Consider the following 14,212-nt stretch of genomic DNA (forward strand, 5'->3'; position numbering starts at 1 on the left):
CGAAAAAATCGTTATCTGTAAAAATATACTCACTTCATTATTTAAACACAAAATCACTCAGCCGTTCGCAAACTGACTGAGTGATCATATTTATTAATTCGCTGCTTTACGTCCTTTACGTTGTGTTGCTTCCATGATTACTGGAAGAATCACTGGACGACGTTTTGTTTGTTCAAACAAATAACGACTCAACTGCTCACGAATGTCTTGTTTTAATTTGCTCCACTCAAAATCATTACTTTTAAGATGTTTTTCAACAATCTCAGTTACAATAGTACTGCTTTCTTTCATCAAGTCTTTACTAGTTTTGACGTAAACAAAGCCTCTTGACGTGATTTTAGCAGGTGAAACGATACGTTTTTCACGTCGGTTGATTGTCACCACCGCTACAAAAATACCATCTTCAGATAGAATTCTACGGTCACGAAGCACAATATTCCCGATATCCCCTACACCAATCCCATCAATCATGATGTTGTCAGCAGTTGTACTGCCAGCAACGTTCATTTTCTGTTTGCTATATTCAAGAATGTCGCCTCGCCCAGTGATGAAAATATTTTTGTAAGGAATTCCTAATTCATGTGCTAAATCGGCATGTGCTGCTAACTGACGATATTCACCTTGAATCGGAATAAAGTGTTTTGGTTTCATCAAGTTCAACATCAATTGTAAGTCGTTTGGACTTGCATGACCAGATACGCGCATATTATCAGAGATTTGTTTCACTACACCACCAGCGCGGTATACAATATCTTCTGTTTTAGCTACAGCTGTCTCCATCGCTGTTGTCGGCGTTGTCGTGATATACACCAAGTCGCCTTCTTTGATTTTCACAACACGATGTGTGCCATTTGCCATTTTCTGTAATGACTTGATCGGTTCACCCATTGTTCCAGTTTCTAAAATCACTAATTGATCTGCTTGGTATTTTTTCATATCTTTGACACTAACGATCAAATCTTCACTTGGTAATTTTAGTTTGTCTAGTTTAATGGCTGTGTTGATGATTCTTTGGAAATCTTGACCTGTTAAAACAATTTTGCGGTCAGATCGATGAGCTGCATCTAAAATTTGTTGTACGCGTTGTAAGTTACTTGCCACGCAAGCTACAATTATACGACCTTCCCAATAGCGGATCGTATCAAAAACTTCATCAGCAATCTGCGACTCTGAAACCACTTGAGTAGGATTTTCAGCATTAGAAGAATCGCTCAATAATGCTAGAACTCCTTCGTTACCGACTTCAGCTAAACGACCAAAATCAGTTTGATACATTGGTATAGCACTTTGGTCAAATTTGAAATCTCCTGTGTAAACGATATTGCCTTCTTTGGTCTTTAAATTGATTCCGATAGAATCCGGAATCGTATGTGTGGTACGGAAAAAGCTGATCGTAGCATGCGCAAAATCGATTTCTGTATGTGCATCGACTACGTGAAAATCATTAAAATCTTTCGAATCTGCATGATCTCCTACGTTTAATTTAGCTAACTCGATCGTTAATTCAGTCCCAAATACTGGTACATGAACTTTAGATAAAAGATACGGTAATGCTCCGATTGCATCGGCATGACCATGTGTTAAGAAAATCCCTGCAACACGGTCAATATTTTCTACCAAATACGTAAAATCGGGAATCACCACATCAATTCCTAATAGCTCATTTTCTGGATATTTTAATCCACAATCCAGTACAAAAATTTCATCTTCCACTTCAGCGATATACATGTTTTTACCATTTTCACGCACGCCGCCTAAGGGAACGATTTTTATTGTACTCACTCATTTCACCTCTCTATATTCTCATACCGAATCAAAGATTCAATATGCTTAAAATTTTTGCTTTTTCTTCAGTTGTACATGATACAAGAGGTAAACGTAAATCACCAACGGAAATGCCTATCTGATTCAGTACTGCTTTGACTGGTGCTGGAGAAGGAACTGAAAATAATGCATTCATTTTTGGCAATAACTGTCGTTGAATGCTTGCAGCTTTTTTAATTTCTCCGTTATCTAGCGCAGTGAACATCTCGTACATTTCAGTGCCAAATACATGACTAGCTACTGAAATTACCCCTTGTCCGCCTATAGCTTTTAGTGAAAAAGCTAAGGAGTCTTCTCCAGTATACACTAAAAAGTCTTTTGGTGCCTTTTCTACTAACTCGGTCAAGGCATCTAGCCCAAAACATTCTTTGACTGCAATAATATTATCCAATTCAGCTAGACGTAGAGTTGTTGCTACATCAAGGCTTGCCACTGTTCTTCCCGGAACATTATATAAAATAATCGGCAAGTCACTCGCTTCAGCAATTGCTTTGAAATGTTGATACAAGCCTTCTTGGTTTGGTTTATTATAATATGGCACGACTGCCAAGCCTGCATCGATTCCTCTGATAGCAGAAAGTTCTTTTACAAATTCAACCGAATCACGTGTATCATTGGTTCCCACACCGCAAATGATTGGTACTCGTCCTTCAACTAACCGGATCACTTCATTAAACAACTCGATTTCTTCATCATGAGTTAATGTTGGTGATTCTCCTGTCGTTCCAGCTAAAATGATTCCTTCTGTATGATGATCAAGTAAATGTTCAACTAACTGAGGAAGCTTAGTAAAATCAATTTCACCGTTTTCATCAAAAGGTGTGACCATTGCTGTAATTATTGTTGCATTTTCTAAATTCATACTTACTACCTCCTAATTTAAAAGCGGATTGGCTCGTTCAGTCTCAACTAAAAAATAGGAACAAATAATTGAAGTGCTCTTTACCTCACTCAGTTTTTTCCTTTTTCCCGAGAGACTAGCACATGCTGTAAATAAAAATAAAAGCGTAACGGGCTCTCGCCAGAACTCGTAGAGAAATAGGAAAATTGATTTGTGACGCTTTTTGTCACAGACATATTTTATCTTTTTCCTAGAGTCTAGCCTGCGGAGCTAGATAACGCATGGTAATAATGTTCCGCTTTGCTTCACCTGTAATTTTCAATATCCGTTCACTTCATTTACTGTGTTTCAAAGCAAAAGTCCAGATTCTATTTAAACCCTCACTAAATCCATCTTGTGCAATGTTTCTGCAATTTGAACTGAATTCCAAGCAGCGCCTTTTAATAAATTATCCGAAACCACCCACATATGATACCCCTTATCAATATCGATATCTTGACGAATTCTCCCAACAAAGGTTTCTTTGCGGTCAATACTCGTTAACGCTTGCGGATAAATTTGCTGACTCGGATCGTCTTGTAGTACTGCTCCTGGTGCTTTTGCAATTAATTCTTTGATTTTATTAACGTCAGAGCCATCTTCTTTGACTTCAATATAAATTGATTCCGAATGGCCAGATAATACAGGAATACGGACACAGGTCGCAACGACTTTAATACTGTCGTCTTCCATGATTTTCTTCGTTTCATTGATCATTTTCCATTCTTCATACGTATAATCAGCATCTGCAAAATCATCGATCTGAGGTAATGCATTAAAAGCGATTGGATAGTGTTTTTTATCCCCGCCAGATGGCAAAATATTTGCTTCTAGTTTATTAGCTGGCGTGTCATTGATATACGCCAATGCCTGTGATTTCAGTTCTTCCATTGCTTTGATCCCTGCACCACTAACAGCTTGATAAGTTGATACGATCAAACGATCCAACCCGTAAACTTGCCTGATTGGCTCAAGAGCTACCATCATTTGGATCGTTGAACAGTTTGGATTAGCAATAATTCCTTTATGACGTTTCAGTGCCTCCGCATTGACTTCTGGGACTACTAACGGTACTTCTGGATCCATTCTGAAATGACTTGTGTTATCTACGACGACTGCTCCTCGTTTGACCGCTTCAGGTGCGAATTGTTTTGAAATAGTTCCACCAGCGCTAAATAATGCAATATCTACACCAGTAAATGACTCAGGTACTAACTCTTCGATTACAAGGGTTTGGCCCTTAAACGTTACTTCTTTTCCCGCAGAACGTTTTGAAGCTAATAGTTTTACTTGATTCATTGGCAAAGATGTTGCTTCTAGCATCTCGATCATTTTAGTACCAACAGCACCAGTTGCGCCTACCACGGCAACATTATATTCTTTTTTCATACTTATTGATCTCCTCTCAAATTCCTGAAGAAAGTTGCTTTTCCTATTTTACCATAATATTGTCTTTTACTACATAGGAAGTAAAATGATTTTGATTTAATTTTGTCAAAAATGAAAAAGAAAATTTGATATTCTAACTTTCCAACTCTATTTTTAATGACATTCTTATGATTCGAGCATGATAGTAGCCTAATTTATTTTACAGTCTTATACTTGCTCTGCGAGTTACTTTAGTTGGAACCTTATTTGGGAATGGTGAAAATGGCTTGGTTGTTTTTACTGTTTTCCTTTTAAGATTGAATAAACTATTTTGCCATGTGTTATCTAGCTACGCGGGCTAGCTCTTCGGGAAAAAGATAAAAATAGAATGTGACAAAAAGCATCACAGTCTATTTTTCCTATTTTCCTGTCAGAGCTGAACGAGCCCGCTACGCTTTTAAATTAGGAGGATGATAAAATGTACACTGTAGCAGATTATTTATTGGATCGTTTAAAAGAATTGGGTATTGACGAACTATTTGGCGTTCCTGGAGATTATAATTTGCAATTTTTGGATCATATCACGGCAAGAGATGATCTTAAATGGATCGGCAATGCCAATGAGTTGAATGCTGCTTATATGGCTGATGGCTATGCGCGAACAAAAGGAATTTCGGCTTTGGTGACCACATTTGGAGTAGGGGAGTTAAGTGCAGTCAATGGTTTGGCGGGAAGTTATGCAGAGAACGTTCCTGTGATTGAAATTATTGGTTCACCGACGACCACGGTTCAAAAAAATAAAAAGCTTGTACATCATACACTAGGAGATGGTGATTTCCTCCGTTTTGAAAAAATGCATAAAGAAGTAACTGCGGCGACTGCTCATTTAACTTTCGAAAATGCTATCTCAGAAATCGACCGTGTATTGAACATCACCCAAAATGAAAAACGGCCTGTTTATATTAATTTGCCGATCGATATCGCTGAATTTGAAATAACCAAACCAAATACGCCCTTAAATCAACCAATAAAAACATTAACAGCTTCTGAAACTATCCTTTTAGACAAACTTGAAGAAGCGTTACAACAAGCGAAAAATCCGGTTATTATTGCTGGACATGAAATTTTAAGTTATCATATCGAGCCTCAATTAAACGAGTTCGTTCAGAAATTTAATTTGCCAATTACTACATTGCCGCTAGGAAAAGGAGCCTTTAACGAAGCAGATTCTCATTACATTGGAACTTATACAGGCGCACCAACTGAAGAAACGCTGAGAAATCGTGTTGATAAGGCTGATTTAGTTCTGCTTTTGGGCGCAAAATTAACTGATTCTGCAACATCAGGTTTTAGTTTTGGCTTTACCGACAAACAGATAATCTCAATCGGAGCAACAGAAGTCTCACTTTATGGAGAAAAATATGAAACTGTTCAGCTAGACCGTTTTATCTCTGCCTTAACCACTCTAGCTTTTCCTAAATTCACAGGTGAAATACTTCCAGTAAAACGTCTATCCGCTTTAGAAACAAAAGATGTAAAACTAACTCAAAAACGTTTCTGGGAAATAGTGGAAGGTTTTACTTTGCAAGGAGATACGTTAATTGGAGAACAAGGAACATCTTTCTTTGGATTGACCAATGTTCCATTAAAAAAAGATATGCGTTTTATCGGACAACCGTTATGGGGATCGATTGGGTATACTTTCCCCTCTACCTTAGGGAGTCAAATTGCCAATAAAGATAGTCGTCATCTTTTGTTTATCGGCGATGGCTCTTTGCAATTGACTGTTCAGGAGATCGGTACGGCAATCAGAGAAAAATTGACGCCTATTGTTTTTGTAATCAATAATAATGGCTATACTGTGGAACGAGAAATTCATGGTGCAACAGAGCAATATAATAATATTCCTATGTGGGATTATCAAAAACTTCCTCTAGTCTTCGGTGGGACTAGTCAAACAGTCGCGACTTTTAAGGTTACGACAGAAATTGAGTTAGTAGACGTGATGAAGTCTGCTAGACAAGATACTGAACGTTTACAATGGATCGAAGTTGTGATGAACCAAGAAGATGTGCCTGAATTATTAAAAAAACTAGCTAAGACATTTGCAAAACAAAATTCATAGAAACAACTACTGTTACGTAGAATCTATTGACATTCTAATGTATTTTGTTATAGTTAAAAGCGACATTTACTTAATTTGAAGGAGTGAATACTATGGCACGTGTTGAGAGTTTTGATTTAGACCATAATACAGTTAAAGCCCCTTATGTTCGTCTAGCGGGTACTGAAAAAAATGGTGAGGCATTGATTGAAAAATATGATTTACGCTTTTTACAACCAAATGAAGATGAATTACCAACAGCTGCAGTTCATACATTAGAACATTTATTAGCTGTAAATTTACGTGATCACTTGGAAGGAATTATCGATATTTCTCCTATGGGGTGTCGTACTGGTTTTTACATGATCATGTGGAATGAACATTCTCCAAAAGAAATTCGTGATGCTTTAGTAAACGTTTTGAACTTTATCGCTGAAACAGATTTTGTTCCTGCAGTTTCTGCTAAAGAATGCGGAAATTATAAAGATCATTCCTTATTCTCTGCACAAGAATATGCGAAAATCGTTTTAGCAAAAGGAATTAGTTTAGATCCATTTGAACGTGTTTTATAAGACAGATAAGAAAAGACCAAAGCTTGACCTGTTCGGGCTTTGGTCTTTTTCAACTAGCCTAAAGCGACATCTAAAATCATCATGATAATAAAACCTAGCATCACGCCAAATACTGCAAAATGCCGTTTGCTAGTCACCGTCTGTTGGGCTTCTGGAATCAATTCCTCCACAACTACATAAATCATCGCACCTGCAGCAAAAGCTAAAGCATATGGCAGCAACAATGTAACTTTTGTTACTAATACAGCGCCAATTATTCCAGCTATTGGTTCAACAATTCCTGAAGCTTGTCCGTAAAGAAATGCTTTTTTCCGACTTAAATTTTCTTGTCTTAATGGAATTGATACAGCTGCGCCTTCTGGAAAATTTTGGATCCCAATCCCCAATGCTACGGAAATGGCTGCTAAGACGGCTTTTTGCGGATCCTCTGCTAAATTCGCTGCACCAAATGCCACTCCTACTGCTAATCCTTCTGGAATATTATGTAAGGTAATAGAGAAAACCAACAAAATCGTCCGTTTTAAATGACTTGGTAATCCTTCTTTTTCATGATTTGGTCCGAAATGCATATGCGGTAATGTTTTATCTGCGACATATAAAAATAAACCACCAAGACCAAAACCGAAACTCACGACAAGCCAAGCAATACTGCCATTTTCTTCCGCTTGTTTAATTGCTGGATCTAGCAAAGACCAAAAACTCGCAGCAATCATCACACCTGATGCAAAACCTAGCATCATATTCAATACATCCTTTTTAATCTCCTTAAAAAAGAAAACTAATCCAGCGCCCAGCGCCGTCATAAAATAAGTAAAACCCGTCCCAACTAATGCTTGTTGCCAAGCCTCTAACGATAACAACCAGTTTGTTATTCTAAACACCCCAACTTTCTTGAATTTTTGTTAGCTTTACTTTATCACACCAATGATTTTATGACCACGCCTAACCTAAAAATGCTTTCATTTGGTACAAAAAATTAGAAAGAGTATACTTGAGCTAGAAGACAAATATAGAAACGGAGTGAGTTAAATGACAGAAACAATCAATGCCGCTGTTGCGATGATCAACGTATTGGAAAGCTGGGCTATCGACCATATTTATGGAATTCCTGGTGGCTCTTTCAACTCCACCATGGATGCCTTATACAAAGAGAGAGACAATCAATTATATTCAAGTTCGTCATGAAGAAGTTGGTGCTTTAGCAGCTGCTGCAGACGCTAAATTGACATGAAAAATTGGGGTATCGTTTGGCTCAGCAGGTCCAGGTGCAACGCATTTGATCAACGGCCTATATGACGCGCAAATGGACCATGTCCCCGTATTGGCTCTTCTAGGACAAGTCGCTACCAATTCGATGAACTACAATGCCTTTCAAGAATTAAATGAAAATCCACTATTTGCGGACGTAAGTGTCTATAACCGAACCGTTATGACACCTGAAAGTTTGCCTCATGTCGTGGATGAAGCAATCAAAGCAGCGTATGAGAACAACGGTATCGCCGTTGTGACGATTCCAGTGGATTTCGGCACAAAAGAAATTCCCAAACAAGACGTATCAACTGCCAAAAACCATCGAAAAGGATTGATCATGCCGAATTATGATGATCTGAAAAAAGCCATTCCTTTTATAGAGGCCGCAGAAAAACCCATTCTTTATATCGGCCAAGGTACTCGCAATGCATGGTCTGAAATCAAAGCCTTCTCCGAACACTTTTCAATGCCTGTTATTTCAGCTGTTTTAGGAAAAGGAATCGTTCCTGATGCTTATGAAAATTCCCTTGGTTTTGCCGCTCGTGTTGCTACCAAACCAGCCAATGAAGCATTAGCTGAAACAGATTTAATCGTGTTTGTTGGTAGTGATTTTCCTTTTGCAGCGTATTTCTTTAATCCAGATGCAAAATTCATTCAAGTTGATCTCGATTCATCTAAATTAGGTCGCCGGCACAAAACAGATGTCGCGATCTTAGGCGACGCAAAAGAATCTTTAAAACGACTGATTGAATTAGGAGATTCTCGTCCAGCCGATAGGTGACTAAAAGCCAATCAGAAGAATAAAGAAAATTGGCTTGCATGGTTAAGAAGTTTCGACGATAAATCGGATACACCACTTCGTGTAGAACCTGTTTTTAAAGAAATCCGTAGAATTGCGGATGAAGAAGCCATTTTTGTAACAGATGTCGGCAATACAACGGTTCATGCGATTCGTCTTTTGGACTTGAACGGCAAACAAAAATTTACAACTTCTGGTTGGTTTGCTACGATGGGCAATGGCATTCCAGGCGGTATCGCGGCACAACTCAGTTATCCTAATCAGCAAGTGTTCACCCTAAGTGGCGATGGCGCATTTGCTATGGTCATGCAAGATATCATTACCCAAGTAAAATACAAGCTACCCATTATCAATGTGGTATTTTCAAATGAATTGTTTGGTTTTATAGAAGCGGAACAAGAAGATAGTGAGCAAGAGAAATTTGGTGTCTATTTAGAAGGAGCAGATTTTGGTAAAGTTGGCGAAGCACTTGGTGCTAAAGGGTTTACCATTACAGAATATAGTCAATTAGAACCTGCTTTTGATGCTGCTAGAAAAAGTAACCGTCCAGTTGTGATCGATGTGAAAATCAGAAATACTCGTCCTTTACCTGTTGAAGAATTAGTATTAGATCCTGACAAATTTAGTGAGTCAGAAATCAATGCTTTTAAGGAAAAATATGAGGTTCACGGTATGCCTGTATTAAATCAGTTATTAAAATAATAAAACAAGCAAAAAGCGCCGACTGCTAAAAAATTTAGGAGTTGGGGCTTTTTGCTTATTTTGACTACAACACTACTTTATTCTGTTTTACGTTTGTGCAGACATTTTCCAAAAAATGCTATGATTAAACTTAGCAAACCAATACTTACTACATCCGCATTACTAGTTTCTCCTGTATTTGGGAGTTTATGTTTAGCTTGCGTAGTTGTTTCCGTATTACCAGAGTAATTAGGTTTGTTCGTGTTAGTTAAAGAACCTGTTTCTGGTACTTTGGTTGTTAATGGTATTACTTTTCCAGCGCCTGGATCTGAGGTAACACCCGTTGATGGATCTAAAGTGACCGCTGTTACTTTATCGCCTTTTTTCAATTCTACACCTTCTGGAACAGCCGCTGTCCATTTACCATCTTTATCGACGTCCACAGTTACTTGAGCACCAGTTGGAAATGTAACGACTACTTGAGAGTTTGGCATACCTGTTCCTGAAACTTCTTTTGCTCCCTCCAATGAATCATTAACTGTCGGTGCTTCGATTTTTTTGTAAACATATGTCACTTCTGTCGGATCAACAGCTTGTTTGCCTGAAGCATTGCTTGGAACAGCGGTTAAAATATAACCTGGAATCGCTCTTGGTTTAGTATCATACGAATCATCAAACAGTCCGTTGATCAAATCACCATTGGCTAGTGGTTGACCCTTTTCATCGACATAATTGACTGTTACTTTTGTTTTTTTCTTTTTATAAACATATTTCACAGTTTGGTTTTTATCAGTGTGTGTACCATCAGCATTAACTGGAACTGTTACTAGCTCATATCCTGGTATTTCCTTAGGTGTTGTTTTGTAGTCATCACCATATTCGCCCGGAATTAGTTCATTTGATGAAATAGGATTACCCTTCTCATCAACATATTCAACATTGATGTCTGTTTTGATTTTTGTATAGACATACATTACTTCTGTTGGATCCACTGTATGTTTGCCTGAAGCATTATCTGGCGCAGTTTTGACCGTATAGCCTGGAATTTCTTTTGGTGCTGTATTGTATGGATCATCAAAAAATCCATTGATTAAATCTTTGTCAGCTAATGGGTTTCCTTTTTCATCAACATAATTGACTGTTACTTTTGTTTCTTTCTTTTTGTATACGTAGCTAACTGTTTGATCATTTTCTGTATGAATTCCAGTTACATTACCTGAAGTAGCTACTAGGTCATACCCTGGAATGTCTTTCGGTGTTGTTTTATATGGAGCTTCATATTCATTGGTAATCTTATCATTCGGTTTCAATGGGTTACCATCTGTATCTACATATTCAACATTGATATCCGTAATTATTTTTTTATAATAGTATTTAACTGTCTGGTCTGCAGCAGTATATTTTCCATTTTCATTATTCGGTATTTTTTCTTGCACAAGCTCATATCCCGGAATGTTGATAGGGCTTGTTGTATAATCCGTTCCGATTTTGCCGTTATAAGTGGTGTTATCTGTACTATGGATTTTGATTTCATTTCCATCTTTATCTGATAAGATGTGCTCAACAATAACTTTTCCAGCTGTTATTTTGAATGCCCCTTGAGTGGTATCTGAGATAGGTTTTTTTGAAACATAGCCGTCTGGTAGCTTTTCAGTTACTGTATTAGTAATAATATAGTCCCCAGTAGGTAAACTATTAATTTCTTCTTGAGTCGGTTGTCTATCCTTGCCTTTGATCTCAATAGGATTGCCATCTTTATCCGTACCAGAAATCACCCAACTGTATTCTTCAATATCGCCATAGGTATCTTTTGCATCTCTTCCAACTGTAATAGAGGATGGATTCTCTACAACTGTCCCTAGGGAATTGATTACTCCGTCAATGTTTACAGATGAAGCTGTTCTTTGAATATTATTGTAAAAGAAACCTGTATCTATGTCTTCCCCACTTGTTAGACCTCTCATAGAAACTTTATAAATTCCCTCTTCAGTATAGTCAGCGAAATTCACGGAACGGCCACTTATATAACCATGTATTGGAACATCATTATAAGTTAATGAATATTGGTAGTCATGGGAAAACTCATCAGCTAATGCTCTTTCAAATACTAAGCTTGAGATATTTGTATAGAAATAATTTTTTTCAATCGGTAGTTCAACACCGTCAACATTAACTTTAAAATCCTCTGTTTTTCTAGGAGAGATTTTCAACGGCTCCTGTTGCTGAACATTTTCCACTTCCTGTAGATCACTTTCTTGTATGTCACTTTTTAAAACAGATTCATCCGATATTTCTTTAGTAACTTCAAGGTCATAAGTCTCAATCGGTACAATCGTTTCTGGTTCAATTATATTTTCAGTTACTGATTCTGACGGTTCAGTTACAGCTTCTTCTTTTTCGGCAGTTGCTTGCTCTGCTATATCCTCAGCATTCGCTTGAATGGATGAGTTTATAGCGCTATATGGTAGCGCCCCTAAAACTATCGTTGAGACTAATAGTGTGTGTGTCCACTTTTTCATATTTATCCTTCCTTTCTTGAAATTATTATTATGGTTTTTCAATATTAATTATATCGTATTTACAGAGTTCCTTTTCTCTTTTTTTTAATGAAATATCTAAAAAAAAGAGAAAACTACCTTTAAGTAAAAATTATTTATACCTTTTAATTTAAATAATAACCTTTATATACCAACTACAGATCACTTTTTCAGTAGATTTTCCTTCTTTGATAAGTGGCTAATATTGGCTGATAACTTTCTATAAAAATATTCTCAATATTATATGAAAAAAATTAATGAGACCAAACTCAGTTGAGTTTCATCTCATTAATTTAAAATAAATATTAATAGCTTAGATAAAAGTAGCTTTTTATTCCAGGACTATACTTTTTGATATTAGTGAGAAGTCAACGATATCTTTTTTAATGAAAACTGTTTCAAAAAAGAACGGATTAAAAATAGAATAGGTTACTTTTTTCTCATTCACTCGATTATTCTGCTCACTCTTGCCATCATTAGTAAACGGTTCATCCACCATTATTCGGTGGGGCTTCACAACCTGCCTCATTTTACTGAATGATTTTTCTGATTATAAAACCTATTTACGCTTAAAGAAACATCGTTTCTTCTGTTTATCGCGTATTGAAACAGTTGTATGAATCAAAAAAAAAAATCGATCCTCTATTTAAAAAAAAGCCAATGCCATCATTCCTTCTCTACTTATTTAACAAAAACAAAACTCGTGGGTCGATTATTTGCGTACGATGAAGAACTAAAAGCTTACTACACCTGTTATCAGGTTTTTTCCTACTAGATTTCACTCGCTATTAGAACAAGATTATTTTATGCTTCTTACCTATTACCACATGGTATTTTCGACCTTTCGGAACGTTCAAAATAAAATCAAACGTCCCCTAAAACTGCCTTGTTCTATTGCACCATTTGAATGTTTGAACAGCCTCATCAAAGTATTAAAGAGAAATGCTGATGGGTTTTGTAATCTCTATGACGTTAAATTAAGAATTGCTTTATGTTTCGGCTCAGTTCTTTTTCAACAAAAAAATCCTAGAGGTCTTCTCCTCTAGGACTCATAACAATTGATTTAATTCTTTCGGTTTTCTCCACCAACGATAGTGGACAAAGAGCCTTTATTCTTGATAAAAAACTATTTCTATTTAATTGCTAATTCATCTTATTACTTATCATCATGTTTGTGGAATTTTTCTTTGATATCTTCAAAACCATCTTTGATTTTGTCACCTAATTTTTCTGCGCCATCTTTGATATCGTCACCGGCATCACGAGCTTTGTCTTTAACATCGCCAAAAGCTGATTGCGCTTTACCTTCAAGTTCTTTCCCTTTATCATCTGTCACTTTGCCTTGAACTTCTTTAGCTGATCCTTCAACTTTGTCTTTTGCATCATTTACGCGTCCATTTAAATCTGCCATGTGAAAATCCCTCCTAGTTAAATTATATTACATAACTAGCATAGCATCATTTTACGCTTGCTTCAAACGATTCGCTTTGTTTTTTTAAAAAGAAAAATTTAGTGTTTACTCAACCATTGTTTTGCCTGATTGATTTCATCCATGGTTATTTGATGACCGGAATGAGTAGCTGCAATAGTAACTTTGGCTTCCCGAATTTGTAACTGGTGAATCAACTGATTGGATGCCTCTTTTGAAACGATAGGATCATTTTCACTTACAGATAACCAAAATGCTTTATTAGAAAGTGAGAATTTTTGCGTATCTACACCTAAAGACATGGGATGAAACAGTATCGCACTCTTAACAGCAAGTTCACGTTCCAGCAAAATATGAGCTGCAATATTGGCACCATTTGAATAGCCAACAAAAATCCATTCGTCTAATGATATGCCCTTATCTTCACTAACAGATCTGATTGATTGAATCAAATGATCAGTTTCTTCTTCTAGGCTGACTAAATCAAATTGATTCAATCCATTCCGCTTGAAAAAACGATTCATACCGTCTTCTTGAACTGTCCCACGAAAAGAAAGTAAAGTAGCCTCCTCATCCAAGAAACGAGCAATCTCTAGCATGGATGTTTCGTCTCCTCCAGTGCCGTGAAGTAACAGTAGTTTTTTCCCGTGTAGTTGACCTTTTTCAAATAGATAGTGCATGTTTCCTCCTCCTTCTTTTATTTTATTCAAGTCCAAAACTTACTTTTTGTAAGTGAATTACATTTTAACATCCTTTATATCTTTTGT

10 protein-coding genes and 1 pseudogene are annotated in these 14,212 nt (G+C 36.8%); 4 read left to right on the forward strand and 7 right to left on the reverse strand.

The genetic code is table 11. The features are described from left to right. Positions 1-93: 93 nt before the first annotated feature. From AC1PU0_RS10310 to AC1PU0_RS10320, 3 genes are all read right to left on the reverse strand, one after another. A complete protein-coding gene (locus AC1PU0_RS10310) occupies positions 94-1,782 on the reverse strand; it encodes an RNase J family beta-CASP ribonuclease (protein WP_206849573.1) in 1,689 nt (562 codons plus the stop codon). A 31-nt stretch (positions 1,783-1,813) separates the two neighbouring features. Next, the gene (dapA, locus tag AC1PU0_RS10315) at positions 1,814-2,686 is read right to left on the reverse strand and encodes a 4-hydroxy-tetrahydrodipicolinate synthase (protein WP_206849575.1); all 873 of its coding nucleotides are present in this window, start codon (positions 2,684-2,686) and stop codon (positions 1,814-1,816) included. Between the two features lie 351 nt (positions 2,687-3,037). After that, a complete protein-coding gene (locus AC1PU0_RS10320; protein ID WP_206849577.1) occupies positions 3,038-4,093 on the reverse strand; it encodes an aspartate-semialdehyde dehydrogenase in 1,056 nt (351 codons plus the stop codon). A gap of 457 nt (positions 4,094-4,550) precedes the next feature. Between AC1PU0_RS10320 and AC1PU0_RS10325 the strand changes: the two genes are divergently transcribed. Both AC1PU0_RS10325 and AC1PU0_RS10330 read left to right on the forward strand, forming a co-directional pair. Next, positions 4,551-6,197 (forward strand): alpha-keto acid decarboxylase family protein, encoded by a 1,647-nt coding sequence (locus tag AC1PU0_RS10325; RefSeq protein WP_206849578.1) that lies wholly within the window; start codon positions 4,551-4,553, stop codon positions 6,195-6,197. 92 nt (positions 6,198-6,289) lie between these two features. Then, positions 6,290-6,748 carry an S-ribosylhomocysteine lyase gene (locus AC1PU0_RS10330; protein WP_206849579.1) on the forward strand — a complete coding sequence of 153 codons (459 nt, stop codon included), beginning with the start codon at positions 6,290-6,292 and terminating at the stop codon, positions 6,746-6,748. Positions 6,749-6,801: 53 nt separating this feature from the next. Here the strand turns inward: AC1PU0_RS10330 and AC1PU0_RS10335 are convergent, their stop codons facing one another. Beyond that, the gene (locus AC1PU0_RS10335; protein ID WP_111247515.1) at positions 6,802-7,620 is read right to left on the reverse strand and encodes a ZIP family metal transporter; all 819 of its coding nucleotides are present in this window, start codon (positions 7,618-7,620) and stop codon (positions 6,802-6,804) included. A gap of 157 nt (positions 7,621-7,777) precedes the next feature. Between AC1PU0_RS10335 and spxB the strand changes: the two are divergent. After that, positions 7,778-9,500, forward strand: a pseudogene (gene spxB / locus AC1PU0_RS10340) (pyruvate oxidase). Positions 9,501-9,577: 77 nt separating this feature from the next. On the opposite strand, the gene AC1PU0_RS10345 reads toward spxB, so the two are convergent. Beyond that, positions 9,578-11,998: a MucBP domain-containing protein gene (locus AC1PU0_RS10345; RefSeq protein ID WP_206849580.1), complete on the reverse strand. Its 2,421-nt coding sequence runs from the start codon at positions 11,996-11,998 to the stop codon at positions 9,578-9,580. 845 nt (positions 11,999-12,843) lie between these two features. On the opposite strand from AC1PU0_RS10345, the gene AC1PU0_RS10350 reads away from it, so the two are divergent. Further along, the gene (locus AC1PU0_RS10350) at positions 12,844-13,062 is read left to right on the forward strand and encodes a transposase (RefSeq protein WP_242596568.1); all 219 of its coding nucleotides are present in this window, start codon (positions 12,844-12,846) and stop codon (positions 13,060-13,062) included. 110 nt (positions 13,063-13,172) lie between these two features. On the opposite strand, the gene AC1PU0_RS10355 is transcribed toward AC1PU0_RS10350, so the two are convergent. Then, the gene (locus AC1PU0_RS10355; protein WP_069654374.1) at positions 13,173-13,427 is read right to left on the reverse strand and encodes a CsbD family protein; all 255 of its coding nucleotides are present in this window, start codon (positions 13,425-13,427) and stop codon (positions 13,173-13,175) included. Between the two features lie 98 nt (positions 13,428-13,525). After that, on the reverse strand, positions 13,526-14,125 hold the full coding sequence (locus AC1PU0_RS10360) for an alpha/beta hydrolase (RefSeq protein ID WP_206849581.1): 600 nt from the start codon (positions 14,123-14,125) through the stop codon (positions 13,526-13,528). Positions 14,126-14,212 lie beyond the last annotated feature (87 nt).

Source organism: Enterococcus sp. XAF26B05_ASV22, from assembly GCF_056727285.1.